At 42.9% G+C, this 18,024-nt stretch carries 20 protein-coding genes; 15 read left to right on the plus strand and 5 right to left on the minus strand.

The window, feature by feature from the left end; translation table 11 throughout:
* Nucleotides 1-78 precede the first annotated feature (78 nt).
* The 4 genes from CD004_RS02630 (at nucleotide 79) to CD004_RS02645 (ending at nucleotide 3,584) form a co-directional block, all read left to right on the plus strand.
* Entirely contained in the window at nucleotides 79-501 is a 423-nt protein-coding gene (locus CD004_RS02630) for a protein-tyrosine phosphatase family protein (protein ID WP_102261351.1), read from the plus strand.
* A 398-nt stretch (nucleotides 502-899) separates the two neighbouring features.
* A complete protein-coding gene (locus CD004_RS02635; protein WP_102261352.1) occupies nucleotides 900-1,250 on the plus strand; it encodes a MerR family transcriptional regulator in 351 nt (116 codons plus the stop codon).
* Nucleotides 1,243-1,704, plus strand: coding sequence for a hypothetical protein (locus CD004_RS02640; protein WP_102261353.1), 462 nt, complete (start codon nucleotides 1,243-1,245; stop codon nucleotides 1,702-1,704). The genes CD004_RS02635 and CD004_RS02640 overlap by 8 nt, the downstream gene beginning before the upstream one ends.
* A 107-nt stretch (nucleotides 1,705-1,811) precedes the next feature.
* Nucleotides 1,812-3,584 (plus strand): metallophosphoesterase family protein, encoded by a 1,773-nt coding sequence (locus tag CD004_RS02645; RefSeq protein ID WP_102261354.1) that lies wholly within the window; start codon nucleotides 1,812-1,814, stop codon nucleotides 3,582-3,584.
* A gap of 39 nt (nucleotides 3,585-3,623) precedes the next feature.
* On the opposite strand, the gene CD004_RS02650 is transcribed toward CD004_RS02645, so the two are convergent.
* Nucleotides 3,624-4,046 (minus strand): Lrp/AsnC family transcriptional regulator, encoded by a 423-nt coding sequence (locus CD004_RS02650; RefSeq protein WP_102261355.1) that lies wholly within the window; start codon nucleotides 4,044-4,046, stop codon nucleotides 3,624-3,626.
* Between the two features lie 147 nt (nucleotides 4,047-4,193).
* On the opposite strand from CD004_RS02650, the gene CD004_RS02655 reads away from it, so the two are divergent.
* Entirely contained in the window at nucleotides 4,194-4,766 is a 573-nt protein-coding gene (locus CD004_RS02655; protein ID WP_102261356.1) for a cysteine hydrolase family protein, read from the plus strand.
* 219 nt (nucleotides 4,767-4,985) lie between these two features.
* Here CD004_RS02655 and CD004_RS02660 read toward each other — a convergent pair whose 3' ends face one another.
* Together CD004_RS02660 and CD004_RS02665 are read right to left on the minus strand one after the other, a co-directional pair.
* The gene (locus tag CD004_RS02660; RefSeq protein ID WP_102261357.1) at nucleotides 4,986-5,426 is read right to left on the minus strand and encodes a hypothetical protein; all 441 of its coding nucleotides are present in this window, start codon (nucleotides 5,424-5,426) and stop codon (nucleotides 4,986-4,988) included.
* 3 nt (nucleotides 5,427-5,429) lie between these two features.
* The gene (locus CD004_RS02665; RefSeq protein WP_102261358.1) at nucleotides 5,430-5,774 is read right to left on the minus strand and encodes an ASCH domain-containing protein; all 345 of its coding nucleotides are present in this window, start codon (nucleotides 5,772-5,774) and stop codon (nucleotides 5,430-5,432) included.
* 181 nt (nucleotides 5,775-5,955) lie between these two features.
* Here CD004_RS02665 and CD004_RS02670 point away from each other — a divergent pair, with 181 nt between their 5' ends.
* The 5 genes from CD004_RS02670 to sdaAA all read left to right on the plus strand — a co-directional run bounded on the left by CD004_RS02670 (nucleotide 5,956) and on the right by sdaAA (nucleotide 10,535).
* Entirely contained in the window at nucleotides 5,956-6,501 is a 546-nt protein-coding gene (locus CD004_RS02670) for a sigma-70 family RNA polymerase sigma factor (protein WP_102261359.1), read from the plus strand.
* On the plus strand, nucleotides 6,482-7,477 hold the full coding sequence (locus tag CD004_RS02675; RefSeq protein ID WP_102261360.1) for an anti-sigma factor: 996 nt from the start codon (nucleotides 6,482-6,484) through the stop codon (nucleotides 7,475-7,477). Before CD004_RS02670 ends, CD004_RS02675 begins: the two co-directional genes overlap by 20 nt.
* A 228-nt stretch (nucleotides 7,478-7,705) precedes the next feature.
* The gene (locus CD004_RS02680) at nucleotides 7,706-8,788 is read left to right on the plus strand and encodes a GGDEF domain-containing protein (protein WP_102261361.1); all 1,083 of its coding nucleotides are present in this window, start codon (nucleotides 7,706-7,708) and stop codon (nucleotides 8,786-8,788) included.
* A 151-nt stretch (nucleotides 8,789-8,939) separates the two neighbouring features.
* Entirely contained in the window at nucleotides 8,940-9,605 is a 666-nt protein-coding gene (gene sdaAB, locus CD004_RS02685) for an L-serine ammonia-lyase, iron-sulfur-dependent subunit beta (RefSeq protein ID WP_102261362.1), read from the plus strand.
* Nucleotides 9,606-9,632: 27 nt separating this feature from the next.
* Nucleotides 9,633-10,535: an L-serine ammonia-lyase, iron-sulfur-dependent, subunit alpha gene (gene sdaAA, locus CD004_RS02690; protein WP_102261363.1), complete on the plus strand. Its 903-nt coding sequence runs from the start codon at nucleotides 9,633-9,635 to the stop codon at nucleotides 10,533-10,535.
* 45 nt (nucleotides 10,536-10,580) lie between these two features.
* On the opposite strand, the gene CD004_RS02695 is transcribed toward sdaAA, so the two are convergent.
* Nucleotides 10,581-11,594 carry a PTS sugar transporter subunit IIC gene (locus CD004_RS02695; protein ID WP_102261364.1) on the minus strand — a complete coding sequence of 338 codons (1,014 nt, stop codon included), beginning with the start codon at nucleotides 11,592-11,594 and terminating at the stop codon, nucleotides 10,581-10,583.
* A gap of 30 nt (nucleotides 11,595-11,624) precedes the next feature.
* Nucleotides 11,625-12,605 carry an L-lactate dehydrogenase gene (locus tag CD004_RS02700; protein ID WP_102261365.1) on the minus strand — a complete coding sequence of 327 codons (981 nt, stop codon included), beginning with the start codon at nucleotides 12,603-12,605 and terminating at the stop codon, nucleotides 11,625-11,627.
* A gap of 349 nt (nucleotides 12,606-12,954) precedes the next feature.
* Between CD004_RS02700 and CD004_RS02705 the strand changes: the two genes are divergently transcribed.
* The 5 genes from CD004_RS02705 to sipW all read left to right on the plus strand — a co-directional run bounded on the left by CD004_RS02705 (nucleotide 12,955) and on the right by sipW (nucleotide 18,013).
* Nucleotides 12,955-14,109: a murein hydrolase activator EnvC family protein gene (locus tag CD004_RS02705; protein ID WP_233434935.1), complete on the plus strand. Its 1,155-nt coding sequence runs from the start codon at nucleotides 12,955-12,957 to the stop codon at nucleotides 14,107-14,109.
* A gap of 94 nt (nucleotides 14,110-14,203) precedes the next feature.
* Nucleotides 14,204-14,569, plus strand: coding sequence for a MerR family transcriptional regulator (locus tag CD004_RS02710; protein ID WP_102261366.1), 366 nt, complete (start codon nucleotides 14,204-14,206; stop codon nucleotides 14,567-14,569).
* The gene (locus tag CD004_RS02715) at nucleotides 14,566-16,242 is read left to right on the plus strand and encodes an acyl-CoA dehydrogenase family protein (RefSeq protein WP_102261367.1); all 1,677 of its coding nucleotides are present in this window, start codon (nucleotides 14,566-14,568) and stop codon (nucleotides 16,240-16,242) included. The genes CD004_RS02710 and CD004_RS02715 overlap by 4 nt, the downstream gene beginning before the upstream one ends.
* Before the next feature lie 255 nt (nucleotides 16,243-16,497).
* Nucleotides 16,498-17,400 (plus strand): amyloid fiber anchoring/assembly protein TapA, encoded by a 903-nt coding sequence (gene tapA, locus CD004_RS02720; protein ID WP_158651470.1) that lies wholly within the window; start codon nucleotides 16,498-16,500, stop codon nucleotides 17,398-17,400.
* A 28-nt stretch (nucleotides 17,401-17,428) separates the two neighbouring features.
* Nucleotides 17,429-18,013, plus strand: a complete 585-nt coding sequence (sipW, locus tag CD004_RS02725) for a signal peptidase I SipW (RefSeq protein ID WP_102261369.1) — start codon at nucleotides 17,429-17,431, stop codon at nucleotides 18,011-18,013.
* The last annotated feature ends 11 nt before the right edge of the window (nucleotides 18,014-18,024 follow it).

An 18,024-nucleotide genomic window follows, 5' to 3' on the forward strand; every position in this document is an offset into this window, starting at 1 on the left:
CCGGTTTTTACTTTTGGTTGTACAAGCAACAAAGTTTACGAAAAGAGCTTAATCAATAGCTGAAAGGTGGATTCATAAATGAACGGATACCAGGAATTAATCCCAAAACGAATTTACATTGGCGGGGCAGATGCCATTCCAGAATTGCTGGAAAAGGAAAAAATCGATGTTGTGTACGATTTACGTGCGGAAAATACAGAAGGCGATTATGATTATAATCGAAAGCACCAGCCAATCGTCGACAATGCCGAGAACCAGGACGAGTCTGTGAAGCAGGCCATTGACGAGGTCATCAACGCATACGAATCTGGAAAGAATGTTTATTTCCACTGCTCAGGCGGAAAAAATAGGACAGGTACTGTAGCGATTGGAACATTGCTGAAGCTTGGAGAAGCGAACAGCGTTGAAGAAGCTGAAGCAAAGGCTAAGGGGATTCGCAAAGTCATTAACGTGAATCCAGAAATGAAGGCAGCGCTGGGAAGATTGTTCCCAAACGCGTAAGATAGGAGGAAGTTTTGTGAAAATTACAGATCAAGCTCGTGACAGCTTAAAACAGCTGCTGAAAGAGCAAAATGCAACCGGCATTCGTGTGTTTTTTGCCGGCATCAGTTGAGGTAGGCCAAAGTTAGGACTGGCTCTGGATGAGCCGGAATCAGATGATGAAGTAATAGAATCAAATGGTATCAGAGTAGCAATCGATCCATCGATTGAAATAGAAGCTAAGGAATCGACGCTCGATTTTGACGAGCAGGCCACTGGCTTCGTTTTATCAGGAAACGACAGGGATTGCTGTTAAGATGACAGAGCCGGTGTATGAACTCATGCACCGGCTTTTTTTATAAAAAAATTGACACTGTGGTGCGCTACATAGTTTAAGATGTTTGTAAAAGGAGGCCGAAATGTACAAGGTAAGCGAATTTTCCAAAATGACGGGACTTAGCAAGGAGACATTGCGCTATTATGCGGAAATCAAACTGCTCGAGCCAGTATTTATCGATCCGAATAACAAGTACCGCTATTATGACAATGGTTCCTATTTGGTAGCAAGATTATTGGTGCATCTGAGGCGCTTCAATTTTACCATCCAGGAAATGCTGACCGTCGTGAACGATGAATCGTTTGAAAATCTGGAACAAATATTATGGAAAAAGCGACAGGGCCTTGTCGATCAGGTGCAGGAGCTGGAAAAACTCATTGAAGAAATGGATGATTTCTTCGAATTTGGGATGGAGGACACAGAAGATGATTAAATGGTATGAAGAGCGGATCATTCCTGTCAATATCGAGACAATCTGGACATTATTCGAGCTGGATAACATCCAGAGAATTATGCCGAATGTGGTAGAGAACAAGGTGATTGAAAAGAAAGAGGGAGTCGTCGGCTCGAAGTACGAACAGAAATATAAAGAAGGCAAGCGAATCGAAACGTATATCGTTGAAGACCTCGAGTACGAAAACACTTCTGTTAAAAAACATAACAAAATCGGGTTCACGCTAGCAAAGGCATTTCAGGTTGAAGCGGCGTTTACGCTGATCAAGGTCGGAGAGAATGAGACCAGGTTTGTTTATCAAGGACAGAATACTGGATTAAACTTCCTGGGCAAGACCTTGTTAAAATTAGGCGGCGAAAAGAACAACAAGAAGGTAGTTACCGATTTTATGGATCGGGTGGAAAGTGAAGCGCTGATGGAAGAGAAGAAGTGAGTAGTTTGTCGAATAATGTAATATCCTTTGCTTTTTTGTCATGATAACTTAAAACCACCTTTACAGTGCCATGCTAAGATAATGGCAGAAAAGGAGGTAATCATACTGTGAAAAACATTTTGAAAAAATTGATCATCGGTTCTATGCTGATCTCCATTTTGCCTGTAGCATCTGTTGCGAATGGCAGCTTACTGAATGCTGCAGGCACCCAGGATGGCGGCATAGGAAACAGCAGTAATTATTTAGAATCCGTACCAAACATCGCAATTGATCCAAAAGTAAACGAAATCATTTACCCTCTTTTTGCCACACCGGCAATCAAGCAGAAAGGCCAAAATTTGACTGTGAAAATAGACAGCAAAGGCGCAGTTGCAGGTAGCTGGAATGTAAAATTAAAGCAAACCAATCATTCTGAATTAACAACTGAGTACACTCTTCCAGTCCAAAAGGCTGTCGAAAGTGATTCATATTGGAAAAAGAGCGATACCATCTATGATGTGACCGTAAAAATCCCTGATAGTGTCCCGGAAAAATTGTACGATCTGGAAATTTCTTTTACAGGGAACGGCAAGCGTGTAACAGATGAGCAGCCCCACTCCGTTAAAGTCGTTGATCAGTACAAGAAGGATTTCACGTTTTTACATTTGACAGATACCCATGTCGGTTCACCGCGTAATCTTGGTGATCCCGACGATCCTGCTGGAGTCGATCCAGCCATAGCCAAGGAAGCTGGAATGTGGGATCCGGATGAGGGTAAGCGCTGGCTTTATCTTCAAAAGGCGATCAAAGAAGTGAATCTCTCAAATCCAGATTTTGTAGTCGTGACTGGCGACATGATGTATGGACAGATGAATCCGCAGGAATATATTTATGAATACGAAGAGACTTATCGTGTGCTGCAAAAACTGAATGTTCCTGTTTATATCGTTCCTGGCAATCATGACTATTACGCCCAGGATGCAACACTGGCTGATGGTGCGAAATACTGGGAACAATATTTTGGACCCCAATATTTCTCATTTGATTATGGCTCGTATGCCCACTATATTGGCTATAACTCGTTTGACTGGCATAAATTTGATCGAAGCGGCAATGGTACCGTATCCGTTCCGACATGGGGCGGGCAAATAAGGGAAGAACAACTGAACTGGATAAAAGAAGACCTGGCTGCCAATGCCAAGACAGCCCATCCTGGTCAGTTTAAAGGACTGTTCTCACATCATAACCCGTTATGGCGAGACAGGGAAATCTGGCCGCAGAGCGATCCCGAGGTCCAAAAATACTGGGAGCAGTATGATGCCAAGCATAATCCGCGCTCATTGACGACATTATTACTAGGAGAAAAACTTGGTATTAAGTATGACCAGCAATGGCATGGTGAAAATGCCCAGGAACTGACTGATGTTATGAAGCAATATAATGTGGACCTCAGTCTGCATGGACACACGCATATTGACGACGTCACGGAGAAGGACGGAATCCTTTATACAACGACAACTGCGATTGAACTGACTGGCAAGCCGTGGGTAGGATTCAGGAATTTTAAGGTGAAGAACGGCGAAGTAACGTCCTATAAATATGATGACCAGGGCCACTCGATCCCAGTCTATCAGAATGGCGATACGAAGAGCGGAGTCATGTCATTCGATACCAGCTATAATGTACCTAATGATGGACAAGCCTCCAGTCAGGAAGCAACCGTGACAAACAGACTGGAAAAATCGATTACCGTAACTGTCCCATTTTACATGACTGCTGGAAATTATCAGGTATCCGCAGGAACTGTAAAACAAAATTACAGTGATGGAGAAAAGCAATATCTCGAAGTAGAATTGACTGTTTCCGCGAACAGCGAGGAAACGATAAAAATAGTTAGATAGACTAATTGGGCTGCCCTTTGTTTTGAGGGCAGCCTTGTTTTATGTAATATGTTTAAACTCAACCGGGGAAGACAGATTAATCAAAGTTGAAGGATGACCGTACACCATCGATTCATCAATAAAACCTTCAAGGTTTTCCACCGAATCTGCGAGAACCTTCACTAAATAGCTATATTGACCTGCTAACCGGTGGCATTCAACAACCATGGGATGCTGGATGCAAAACTCCCGGAACTCCTTGCAACGTTTAGAATCAAACAGGATAAAAGCCAACACATTCTTATTCACTTTTTTAGGATTGAGTATAGCCCGATATCCCAGGATCGTACCGTTTTCCTCCAGTCGTTTTACACGCTCCTTCACAGCCGGCACAGACAATCCAACTCGTTTCCCCAGCTCAGTCATTGAAACCCTGCCATCCTCCTGCAGGATATAAAGGATATTTTGATCAATTTGATCCATCTTTTCACCTCTTTTTGTTTTTAAGGAAGATTTAAATATATAAATTATTTTTTAAAGTAAAGGAAGAATAATAACGAAGAAACTGTATGTAAATTATATCCTCAATTAATTAAAATTACCTTATAAATGTTAAGGAGGATGTAAGATATGAAGTTATCGAAAAATGATCCGCTGATTGTTATTGATGTACAGAAGGCATTTTTTAACCCGGCCTGGGGGAACAGGAACAATCCAAATGCGGAAGAAAACATTGATAGACTGATACGGCATTGGCGGGAAATGGGGCGGCCGATTATCTTCGTGCAGCATATCTCAGAAAATAAAAGTTCCTTCTTTTTTAGTGATAAGAAAGAGGACATTGAGTTCATGGACTTTATCCAGCCGCTGGAGGAGGAAATTGTAATCACGAAATCTGTGAACAGTGCTTTCATCGGGACAGATTTGCATCAAATCCTCGTGGATATGAATAGTGAGCATATTGTCATTACGGGATTGACGACGAACCATTGTGTTGAAACGACAACACGCATGGCTGGCAATTACGGGTTTAATCCAATCCTCATTACCGATGCAACAGCAACATTTGACCGGAAAGGGATTAATGGAGAAGCCTACGAAGCAGAATTGATCCATGCAATGACGATGGCAAACCTGAACGGGGAGTTTGCGGTGATAATGGATACGGAATCTCTTTTAAACGAAGATATTCTTGTAAAATGAAGAAGGTATTCGTACTGAAGTAGCAACATATCAACCACATTTATTATTTTAATGGCGAAAAATTAAATATATCGACCACATTTTTTATTTTATCGGCGGATTTTGAATTATATCGATCACATTTCCCAATATATCGACCACATTTTGGATTATTTCGACCAAGTCGTTCATTCAGCTAATTTCAAAAGCCCGGGCACAATTCGCCGGGGCTTCTTTTATTCACCACAAATTTGGCTTCACGACCATGAACCATAGCATCGACATCAATAAGATGATGTAAGTCCAGATGGTGCGCTTCAGCTTGGCGGAGAGTTCTATTTTGTTCGCGCCTTCTTCGGCAAACTTCCGAAGCGTTGGCGAAAATGCCCTTGCAAGGAAGAACAGAGAGGCGAACAACAGCGCCAAAGTCCCGACAATCCACGGCGTTTTCCAAGTCCATGGGCCAAGGATAACGAGCAGCACTCCTGTTCCAATCAGTACATGACCGGCGTGCTTTGACAGCCTGACAGCTGACTTTAATGTTGCCAGATATGCCTCCAGTTCTTTCCCCACTGCATCAGGCAGTTTTTTTACAATCGGCATCAAAATGAAGAATGGGCCAATCGACATAATCACGCTTGCGACGTGAAGATAAATGATGATTCGGTACAAAAAATCCATTTCTTATTCTGCGACAGGGCTGAATTCGTGTACCCAAACGCGCATTTGAGGCAGCCATGGCATTCCCGGGTGGTAAGACAGGATCGACTGCTTGTACTCCTCGACATTTTCAAAGCCTTCGCGCTGTGCATCAGCATCTGTCAATTCACCAAGCGATTGTGAGTAGACATTGTCCACAACGAATTTCTTGCCTTTTAACTCCATGATTTCGCCTACATCAGCATAGCGGCCGTTACGGCGAGTCGCTGTTTTTTTGCCTTCCAATACCTTATTGACGTCGTCTTCCATTGTGACAAGACGCTCGATTTCACATGTTTTTGGCGGTAACGCATTGTTTTGATCAGTCATTGAAAAATCTCCCTTCCGTTAGTTCCTATATAATGTACCATATTTCGAAAAAGGAAAGCCAAGCCATTCACCGTGAAAATTGTGTTTTACAAACTTTTTTACAAAACTGCCCATGATGAGTGTAACATTTTACATAGTTCATCGTTTTAGTTATGTGATTTTAAAAATGAGGGGCAGTAGTATGAATGACGGCAGAAGGAATGAACTCGACAATTTATATAGAAGGTACACGAAGCCCCTGTATTATTTTTTGCTAAAGCTTTCAGGGTCGCATCAGTTGGCCGAGGATTTGGTGCAGGAAACATTTGTCCGTGCGACGATTTCGCTTTCGTTTTATCAAAATGAAGATGTAAGGGCCTGGCTTTTCAAGGTGGCCCGAAATGCCTATCTGGATGAATGGCGGCGGCGCCAGCGCAGGAAATGGGTTCCGTTTGCAGATTATTTGTTTTCGAAGGATGAAATGGCGAGTCCATATGGGCTTCCAGAGGACGAAGCCATCCAGTCGGAGATATCTGATGACCTGCAGCAGCTGATGACCTATTTGCCGGAGCAGTACCGGTCAATCTTGTATTTGCGAGAGGTTGAGATGTTCAGCTATCAGGAAATAGAGGAAGCTCTCGAGCTGACGGGGAGCCAGGTTAAGGTCACACTTCACCGGGCGCGGAAAAAGCTGGCGCAAATTGCGGAAAAACAAGGATGGAAGGACGATGAACATGGAATGGACTAAGGATAAGGAAAAGAAAATTCTTTTAAAATATCGATTTGCATTGACGATAAAGGTAATCAGGGTCATCGCAGCTACGCTCTTTCTCTTTTGGCTTTATATGCTCGTAGTCACGATTAGTTATGATGCACTTGGTCTTGGTAAAAAACATCTTTTTTATAGCAAGCTGGCGATGGACTGGACAGAGCCAAATGTGCAGGAGGATTTTGGCGGCCATGATTCAACTGAAATCACCCCATTCCTCACTCAAAAAATGTCCTATCCGGTCTATAAAATGATTGGCAAGGAGCCGGAACTCGTGGGTACAAAAAAATTGATCAAAGGGATCTTTCCAAAGAATGATACGGAATACCTCAAGCCTAAAACCGAAAGAGAACATAATTTTTACCTGCCAGAACATCCGAAGACCGGAAACAAACTTGAAGCGAATGAGAAGCCTGGTGTGTGGACAAAGCTGGATAAGGTCCACGAAGGCACGGTTGCCGAGCTTTCCTTCTCGACGAAATCGTATATGACCCCTGAGGAAATGCTGGAGTTTTTGAAACAATACGACCTTGATGTTCTATGGATGCCGCTGTATACAGGAGAGATGAAGGGATTTGAACCTGGAAGCTGGAGTGGGGGCGGAAATACACTCTCGGTTGAACCGATTGGTTTTACAGGAGGTCGAGATGCGCATGATGGCTACAATTCAACAAGTAAGAATCTGCTCTACGAAGAACGAACTGATGAAAATAAGAAAAGAATGCTCAAGCAAATGAAAAACCTTCTCGAAAATGAATCAACCAGCTACCGGGAGAATTTCCTCGGCCTCAGCTACCTTGAGGAGCGATACAACTATCTTATGAAAGAAGGGTTCCAGGTCTACGGCGCCGTCGTGACTGGGCCGGTAAAAGAGTTGCTGAAGTTGAAAGAGAACGAGCAGATACAGGGAGCCAACCTGGGGGATATGTCTTACTGGAATTGGACTGAGGAGTAAACTATCTCAACATAGAATTTTACGGAGAAGCAAGGTCTTTTATGGGACTTTTGCTTCTTCTTTTACTATTGGAAATATACTAAAATAGAGTTTTCTAGTACAATAGAAGTAGAGGATGCACAGCTGTTTTTTTACATAGGATGCCCAATTCTAGATAGATTTACCTCGGTTTCAAAATAGTTACTTTCGAGAAAAAATTAAGATAGATTGAGCGATGGACAATTAGGGGTGGGTCCAGAAAAGATTAGGACTACACCTGAGGCGATCGCCGGGGAGATGGTGACGATGTTCAATAACTTTGATACGATCGATGAATTGAAACGTAGAGTATATATGTGGCTGCTCCCTATCATTACGATAGCCCTGGTCATCAATAGCTTCCTGAATAATGAGAGCCTTTTTGATACAGTCATCAATACCACACTGATTGTTTGGTTCTTGATCAGCCTGGTTTTAGTCTACTTAAACCGAGCTATTCGTATTGGCGAATATGTTACCTTGTTTTTAGTGAGCGCTTATCATGTCTTTTCTTTATTCGATGTTGTATATAATGATCTGGCAATAACAGGCGGATCACTTGGGGATTTTATCGTTTGGATTCCTTTGATCATCATGTTTTTCTTTTTGGTGTTAGGGACAAAAAAAGGGCTGTATTACTCGATCTTCATCCTCATGATTACACTTACTATTGGAGTAATTTACAGCGGCCAAATGACTCCAGAATCAATCGATTCCCTGACGCAATTTCATGCAGCGAACATCGTCTATATACTTGTCCTATTTTACGCGCAAAATATGTTCCGTGCTTTTACAGAAAGAGATTTGCTTAAGAAGTACGCCTATCTAGATTCCTTGACACGAGTGGCGAACAGGCACCAGATTGATGTCTGGCTCGAGGAGAAGCTCGAGGCTGCGGAAGAGGAAGGAAGGGCGTTTTCAATTATCTTTTTCGACATCGATCACTTTAAAAAGGTCAACGATGTGTTTGGCCATAAAATCGGTGACTGTGTCCTGAAGGAGCTGTCAGCGATTGTTTCTGGCAATCTAACTGACGGAGACGTGTGCGGCCGCTGGGGCGGAGAGGAATTCATCCTGATCACCAATAGTACCGGTGGACAAGCCTATGAAAAAGCCGAGCGTTTCCGCAAGATGGTCGAAAATCATTGCTTCAAAGGAGCTGGCAGTTTGACAGCGAGCTTCGGGGTCACTGAATACCAGAGCGGAGACAATATTGATTCCTTGCTGAACCGTGCTGATGAAGGATTGTACGTATCGAAAAATTCTGGCAGGAATAAAGTCAGTGTGAAATAACCATCCTGATTGGTCGGGGTGGTTTTTACATTTCCAATAAATTATGATTAAACTATATATAGAATGTGGTAAGATAACTATGGTTAGGACTCTTTAAAAATGTTAATATATGAAATCGCTTTCAATAGATGAGTAAAAGGAGCAGTGCACCATGAAATATCGTTCTGCATTTGATATTATTGGTCCGGTGATGATCGGGCCGTCGAGTTCGCATACAGCAGGGGCCGCGCGGATTGGCCGCATAGCGCGCACATTATTCGAGAAGCAGCCGACAAAGGCCGTCATCTCCCTGTACGGCTCTTTTGCAAAAACATATAAAGGCCACGGAACAGATTTGGCACTTGTAGCAGGAATATTGGACTTTGATACATTTGATGAACGGATTCCCAATGCTTTGAAAATCGCAGAGGAATCAGGCCTTGAAGTTGAATTTATTGCCGAGGATGCTGTTATGGAGCATCCAAACACTGTAAAAATAAATTTATATGATGGGCAAGGCAAGGAGCTTGAAATCGTCGGAATTTCCATCGGGGGAGGAACGGTTGAGATTACAGAAATCAATTCGTTCAAGCTAAAGTTGTCCGGTGGCAATCCGGCAATTCTGGTCGTCCATCACGACAGATTCGGGCTGATTTCAGCCGTGACGACTGTTTTATCAAAGCATCAGATTAACATCGGCCATATGGAAGTCTCGCGAAAAGATAAGGGAGACACAGCAGTAATGGTCATTGAAATGGACCACAAAATCGAGAACGGCGTTTATGCCGAGTTAACTGCCCTTGATGGCGTTGACCAGGTCATCCGTCTCGTTGACTAAATATGAGTTACATCAGGAGGGCTAGCCATGTTTCGTAATGTTGCGGAGCTTGTTGAATTAGCTGAAAAAAATCAGGTGAAAATCGCCGAGATTATGATTCGGCAGGAAATAGAAGTATCAGGTCGTTCCCGTGAAGAGATCATTGCCCAAATGGACAATAATTTACAAGTGATGGAACGTGCAGTGGAAAGAGGTTTGGGTGGTGTTAAATCCCAAACTGGTTTGACTGGCGGAGACGCAGTCTTGTTGCAAAAATACATCGAAAGCGGAAAATCCCTGGCTGGCAATCTATTATTGGATGCAGTCAGCAAGGCCGTTGCAACCAATGAAGTGAACGCGGCAATGGGCATCATCTGCGCGACACCGACCGCAGGATCAGCAGGCGTCGTGCCGGGAACGCTTTTTGCGGTAAAAGAAAAGCTCAACCCGACACGCATGGAAATGATCGAGTATCTGTTCACGACCGCTGCCTTCGGTTTCGTTGTAGCCAACAATGCCTCGATCTCCGGAGCTGCCGGCGGTTGCCAGGCAGAAGTAGGATCGGCTGCCGGAATGGCCGCAGCTGCGATCGTCGAAATGGCTGGCGGAACTCCGCAACAGTCATCAGATGCCTTCGCAATCACGCTGAAAAATATGCTTGGATTGGTCTGCGACCCTGTTGCAGGACTTGTCGAAGTTCCATGTGTAAAAAGAAACGCAATGGGTGCTTCTAACGCGATCACTGCTGCCGACATGGCACTTGCCGGCATAACAAGCCGGATCCCATGCGACGAAGTCATCGGTGCGATGTACGCGATCGGCCAGACAATGCCATCTGCATTAAGGGAAACAGCAGAAGGTGGACTCGCGGCAACACCAACAGGCAAGCGTTTAGAGGAAGAAATCTTTGGGAAGCCAAAGTCGAAGCTTGTGGATTATTTGATAAAATGATTGTTTAATACAGCAAAACGGACAGCTAAGCTGTCCGTTTTCTCATTAGTTTGGCAATCTCAAATCATTTTCCTTAATTTTACCGAACTTCTTAAGCATGAGGTATATACCATAAGAGATGGCTGCTGGTACAAGGATGTACGTGATTAGCATCGCCGGCAGAATGAAACCAAGATCATAAGTCGTCAGAAGCTGCAATGGTGCTACGAAAGAACTTAACCCCATACCCGCGATTTCTTTTCCAGCTTCAATTTTAAAGACTAGAGCCGATAAAGGACCGACGATCGCACTTGCAATCAAGGTAGGTACTAGGATATAAGGGTTTTTTGTAATGTTCGGCAATTGGACCTTAGGTGTGCACATACCCTGTGCAAGGATTCCGCCAAGCTGGTTTTCTTTCCAAGAGATGATGGAGAAGCCGATAAAATGCGCTGCACAGCCAGCCAAGGCCGCACCGCCTGCAATTCCGCTTAAATCAAGCGCCATAGCCAGTGCTACTGAAGAAGCTGGTGAAATAAGGAACAAGCCCCAAACCATCGCTAGAATAATAGAAGATAGAAGCGGATTTCCAGCAGTAGACGCTTTAATCACTCCGCCGACAGTTGTTAAAATTGGTGCAATTACAGTCGATAGCCAAAGCCCGGCAAAACCAGCTATTAATATCGTTCCAAGCGGAATGACCATCATATCCAGAGGTGTTTTTCCACTGATTCTCTTCCCTACAAAGGTAGCAATTGTTGCCGTTAGCAATGCCCCGATTGGCTCACCAGCTTTAATCAAAACACCAGCTTCAGTGATTGACAGAGCACCAGCCCCCACAGCAGCAGCAATCATCGCGGAAAAGATGACGAGAGCATTGGCTCCCAGCATAAGAGCCACTCCGGCACCGACAGCTGGTGCCATCAAACTGATCGCAATTGTCCCAATTTGTACCAATGAATCAATTTCAAAGCTTGTCCCAATATTTTTAATCAAAAGTCCTATTCCCAATGTGACGAAAATCCCCTGTGCGATTCCTGTTGAAGCTTTAAATATTCTTGGCATGACATAGTCTTTCATAATGATGCGCCTTCTTTCTTGGTAGTATGTTTATGCTTGAACAGTTGCTAATAACTTTTCTTCATAGCCGATGCTAGACATGTAGTTTCGAAGTACAGCAGTTGAATTCCTGAATTTACGCTGTTCCTCTTCTGTTAAGCGAAGCTCAACAACCTCTTTAATTCCTTCCCTCGTGATAATGGCTGGAACGCCAGTGCAAAGTTCCGTCTCACCGTATTCTCCATCTAATACACAAGAGAGGGCAATGATTCGATGGTCATCGTTGAAAATGGATTTCGTTATGAAGGCAATCGCATTCCCGATGCCATAGTAGGTGGTCCCTTTTCTCTTCAGGATTTCAAAGCCTACCTTTTTAACATCTTCAACAATTTGATCTAAATCGATATCGCCAAGCTGTGTTTTTCGCTCGTCTAAAATTTCTAAAAGAGGCTTGCCGCCGACTGAGATATGAGACCATGCAGCGAATTGCGAATCACCGTGCTCACCCATTGTGTAACCGTAAATGCTGCGAGGGTCAACATCGAGAATTTCAGATAAATAGGTTTTCAGTCTTGAAGAATCAAGGGAAGTACCCGTTCCAATTACACGGTTTCTTGGCAATCCTGACAACTTCCACACATGGTATGAGATGATATCGACTGGGTTTGAAGCAATCAGGAAGATGCCATTAAAACCGCTTGCCATGATCTGCGGAATCATATCCTCCATGATTTTAGCACCGATTCCCAGTGTATCGAGACGAGTCTGTCCTGGCTTTGGCGGCGGGCCAGCCGTGATGACAACGATGTCAACATCACCCAAATCCTGGTAAGTTCCAGCATGTACTTTCGTTCTTGTATTTGTAAAATCAATGCAATGTGATAGATCCAATGATTCACCGATTGCTCTTTCTTTATTTATATCAACCATGATTAATTCGTCACAGATTCCCTGGTTAAGGATGGAGTAAGCTGCACTTGATCCAACCAATCCTGTTCCGATAATCGCCACTTTTCTAATATGCTGTTGCATGATGGTCAACTCCTTGAGGTTAGTAGGGTGATCCTATTATTTGTGAATAATTTCACATGATTAGTTTAAAAAATAAGATCAACCTTTAATTAATTTTTCTTTGTGATTTATTTCACATTCTTATTGTAAAACGAATATTATCACCGTACAACCATTGTAAACGTTATCAATATGTATAAAAAATGGCTAAAAAATGAATGAGTTGTGTACGAAAATTAAAAATTACGTTATATCAGAATAATAATGACTCAGATTTAAAATATTCATAGAGAATACAAGAGTCGACAGGTTTAGTAGATTGAGGAATATATACTTGTTGATAGGAAGAGAATGGAAAGGGGGCTGGAGCGTGAAAAAATCAGGGAGTTTAATACTTGCGATTGGAATTGTAATGATAGTGGGACAGCCTGCTGCAGCGAACGAACTATTAGAAATAAGGGACAAGCGATTGGATCTCAAGCAAGACGTTTTAGAAAAGGAAAGCCACATTGAAGCACTGGGTAAGGACGAACAAATATACCTTGCAGAGCTAAAGTCACTGGATGATGAAGTGGCTGAGGTTAACCAGAAAGTTCGTAATCTCAACAATGCCCTTAATGCCTCAGAAAAAACTATCGTTGAAATGAAAAAAGAAATCGATAATCTAAGTGACAGAATCTCACTTCGTGAACAGCTTATCAAAGAACGCCTGCGGACGATGCAGTCCCAGGATGGATTAGGCATGTATGTGGATTTGATCTTTGACTCCAAGAGCCTCTCCCAACTTTTCGATACAGCGACTGTCATTGGCACAATCATAAAAGCTGACAAAGAATTGTTGGCGAAACATCAGGCTGACCAGCAAACATTGAAGGACCAAGAACAAGAGTTGCATAGGAAAAAAATTTCATTAGAAAATGATCACCAGGAAATGCAATCGTTAAAAGATGAACTGCAACAAAAGACCGATGAAAAGCAAGAGTTGCTTGATTCAATTCAGAAAGAGAAACAGAATAGCGAATCCGAGCTAATGGACATGTATGAAATCTATGTCAATCTGGCATCTCAGGAGATTGCGATTTTAAAAGAAAACCAAAGAGTTGAGTATCATTCCGTCGAATCAGGGGATGTATTTATCATGCCAGCCGAAGGTGAACTGACTTCAGGTTACGGACCTAGATGGGGCCGGCTGCACGCCGGGATCGATATCGCCGACGAATCCCCGGATGCTGTCGTTGTCGCCGCTGCTTCTGGAACCGTCATCCGCTCCTATTATTCTGCTACATATGGAAATTGCGTCTTGATTACCCACAAAATCAACGGCAAGACCTTCACATCCCTTTATGCCCACTTGGAAAAAAGTACAGTCACAACCGGGCAGTCCATCAGCAAAGGCGAGGTACTCGGCTACATGGGCAACACAGGTGACAGCAGGGGAAAACATCTCCACTTTGAAATCCATGAAGGCAAGTGGAACTATGGAAAATCAAACAGCGTCAATCCGCTGCAATATGTGAAAAAATAAGCCAGGTTTCCATTGGGAATCTGGCTTGCTCTTTACGTTAACGTCAATGGTATAATTAATTTACTGATTATTCTGTTTAAAAGAGGTTTTGTGAATGTATTCGATTTCTGATTTGGCCGAGGAGTTTGGAGTTACAACAAGGACGATTCGCTACTATGAAGAGCTTGGTTTATTAAAACCATCCCGTACAGAAGGCGGCCGACGCATTTATTCTGGCAGCGACTTAGCAAGGCTAAAGCTCGTTCTTCGCGGAAAAAGGTTCGGTTTTTCACTCGAGGAGATTAAGGAAATGGTTTTGCTTTTCGATGAGGACCGCACTGGAGAAAAGCAACTGAAGCGAACAATAGAGTATGGGGAAGAGAAGCTCGTCGAAGTGAATGAAAGAATAGCCGAACTGGTTGAAATCAAAGAAGAAATCGAAAGACTGATGATTGAATTTAAAGGGAGGCTAAATGAATGAATTTTTACCAGGAAGAACCGCAGTTTCGTGCATTGCTGAAGGAGTTATTGGATGAAGATTTTTTTGCGTACGCTGATAAGGAATTATTTGAGTTCGGCGAAAAATGCGCCAACGAAATCGACCAGCGCGCCAGGTTCACCGACCGCGAAGGCCAGCCAAAGCTGATTAAATTCGATGCCTATGGCGATGATATCTCCGAAGTGTGGGTGAATGACGGTTACCGGAAAACGGTTGAAGAATCCTACAACACCGGGATTGTCGGCTACGTCCATAAGGAAATTCCCGAGCTTGGCCGCCGCGGGAATTATATCTATTCTTATGCACAGGGCTATCTGCTATCTCAAACAGAGCCAGGGTTTTACTGCCCAGTTACACTGACAATGGCAACCGCTTATTTATTGGACCAGTATGCATCCTCTGAGCTAAAAGAAAAATTCCTGCCACATGTCTTATCAACAGGAGAAACCACGCTGTTCGAAGGCGCAACATTCCTGACCGAGCGCCAGGGAGGGTCCGATGTCGGCGCAAATGTGGTGAAGGCAGTTCAGACGAAGGACGGCTACCAACTTTTTGGTGAAAAATACTTCGCCTCTAATGCAGGAATGTGCGGAGTTGCCATGGTTCTAGCAAGAAAAGAAGGTGCCCCATCAGGAACAAAAGGCCTGACGTTGTTCGCAGTCCCATGGCGCAAAGAAGATGGAAAGCTGAACGGCATCAAAATCCGCAGGCTTAAAGACAAGCTTGGTGTCAAGGCAGTCCCATCAGCCGAAGTCGAGTTTGAAGGTGCAGACGCATATGTCGTCGGCGACCCTGCAAAAGGCTTCTATTACATGATGGAAGCGTTGAATCTATCCCGCGTCTGCAATACCGTCGCATCACTCGGCATCATGCGCCGCGCCTACAGCGAAGCAAGACAATATGCATTAAAGCGAGACGCCTTCGGCAAGAAGCTTGCTGATTTCCCAATGATCAAAGATTCCCTCGTTAAAATTGCCGTCAAACTCGAAGTCGAAACACGAACCGTCTTTAAGTACCTGCCATTGTTCGAAAAAGTCATGAGGAACGAACCAGGAGTATCAGAAAAAGACATCGTTCTCAACAGACTCTACATCGCCCTGCTGAAAAAAGAAACAGCCGAACAAGCCGTTCATTTTGCGCACGAAGCCATTGAAATGCACGGCGGGAATGGGTATATTGAAGACTTCGTCACTCCGCGGTTGTTGAGGGATGCGCAGGTGTTGACGGTATGGGAAGGTACAGCCAATATCCTAGGGCTTGAAGTGTTGAGGTTGATGGAGAAGTTTGGTGCCGGAGAATTGTTCTTACAAGAGATGAATGAGCGGGTAGCTGGAATGAACGGAGAGCATGTCGACCAGGTGCGCGATGGCATAGAACAGCTTGAGAAACTTCTAGTGTCTCTGCAAACAGCATCACATGATCATAAGACATTTCACTCCAAGCGGGTTGCTGAATTAATGGTGAAGATATTTGAGAGTGTGAATGCGTTGGAGTATGCTGGTGGTGGAGATGAACGTGCTGTGAAGGTGATGGAGGTCTATATAGAAGAAACCTGGAAATCAGGACATGAATTTGTTGATCAATTAAAGCCAGTGAATCATTTTTATGAGATAGTCAACGAAACCTTGCCTCAAGAAAAATCTCTCGTAAAATAGCCATACAAAAGCGTCTCCTTATGCAGGAGGCGTTTTCTGTATGCTCGTCGTTCTATATATATAACAAAATGTTCTATTTAAATTACGAAATATTAAGAAAACTGGAGATACTCAGAGATAACGAACGTTTTTTGTGCGTTATTAAGAAAAAACGGCTGAATTTGAGGTTTTTCAAAAATAATAGATTAGCATATACTCACAATGTAAGTTCGTTAAAAAGAACAAAATACGTGCGGTATAAGGAAGTTGATAAAATTGATAAAAAAATTCACCAACTTCATTCTCAATATAATACATAAAAGATCAGCAGGTGGGGAGGGGAGTACCATTCGATATTCTAGATCAAGGAAGTTTAGAAAGCGTTATGTTTTTTTTCGTAAATCGCTGCAAGTACTTCTTGCATGGTACCTGCTTATTTTTACCGTTATTCAACTTAATTCTTTTACCAATGCAGCATTTAATGATGTGGAGGAATTACAAGCTTCTATCCATGTGAAATGGCCGATTGATGAATGGGATAAGAGTTCGTTAGACTTTGATGTTGCTGGACTTGAAAGAGGTGGTTCGTGTCAGCCTCCAGTAGTATATGCAGAAATATTTAACGATGGAGAAGATATGACCTTCTCTACATGGACATGGGAATTGTTTAAGGTTGGCAAAGGGCAGGAAACAAAAACACCTATAAGTCCTTTACTGGAAAGTGGAGAAGTACCAATGATTAAGGCTGGTGAAAAAGGAAGGATTGTAACAACCAAACTTCAAGAGCTGCCAGGCGAAGGTCAGTATAGATTTAAAGTAACTAAACCTGATCGACCAGGTCAGGAAGCAATTTGGAGTGAGCCAATTGAAATAGAGGGTTGTATTGTTGAGAAAGTGAAGACAGAGCAATCGGTCACAGAAGAGAAACCAACCGAATCCAATGAAAAAACAGATACCAGTACAAGCAAAACTACTGAAGAAATAAAGGACTCACCTGAAGAAATAAAAGATAGCCCTGACTCTGAATCAGCTAATGAAGAGTCCGAAGAAGAGAACACCGAATCGTCAGATAGCAATGAAGAAGATAGCACAAATCAAGAACCATCTAGTGAGGATCAAACAGAAGAGCAGCAGCCAACTGATTCGACCAACGGCTCTGATGAGAGTAATGGTAACTGATATTGATGGGAACAGAAAGGAGAACAAAATGAAGAGAACAACTAAAATTATTGGAAATGTTTTATATGGAGTAGTGTTTACCACATTGCTTCTCATGATAGTAATGGTAATTTCCTCACGAGCTTCTGGTGGGGAACCACAGTTATTTGGTTACCAATTTAAAACAGTTCTTTCAGGATCAATGGAACCAACTTTTAAAACTGGATCACTTATAGTAGTCGAAGAAGTTAAGAATGCCAAAAGCTTAAAAGAAAACGATGTGATTACATTTAGGCAAGACGAAAAAAAGGTTGTAACACATAGGATTATTCAAGTCGTAAAACAAGGTGACCAAGTTTCATATCAGACTAAAGGTGATAACAACGAAGATGCAGATATGAATCAAGTATTACCCCAAAATATTGTTGCTAAATATACGGGTTTGACAATTCCCTTTGTTGGTTACTTTCTTAACTTTGCAAGCAGTCCTTTAGGAACTGGATTGCTGTTAATAATTCCTGGCTTACTATTACTAGGTTATGCTGCATGGACAATTCGCTCTGCAATTAAAGAATTAGAAGAAAAGACAAAAACTGTAAATGAGCCTGAAAACAAACAATCAATCATTTCTTAGGTTGTAACTCT

This window comes from Mesobacillus jeotgali (genome assembly GCF_002874535.1).
GTDB lineage: Bacteria > Bacillota > Bacilli > Bacillales > Cytobacillaceae > Mesobacillus > Mesobacillus jeotgali.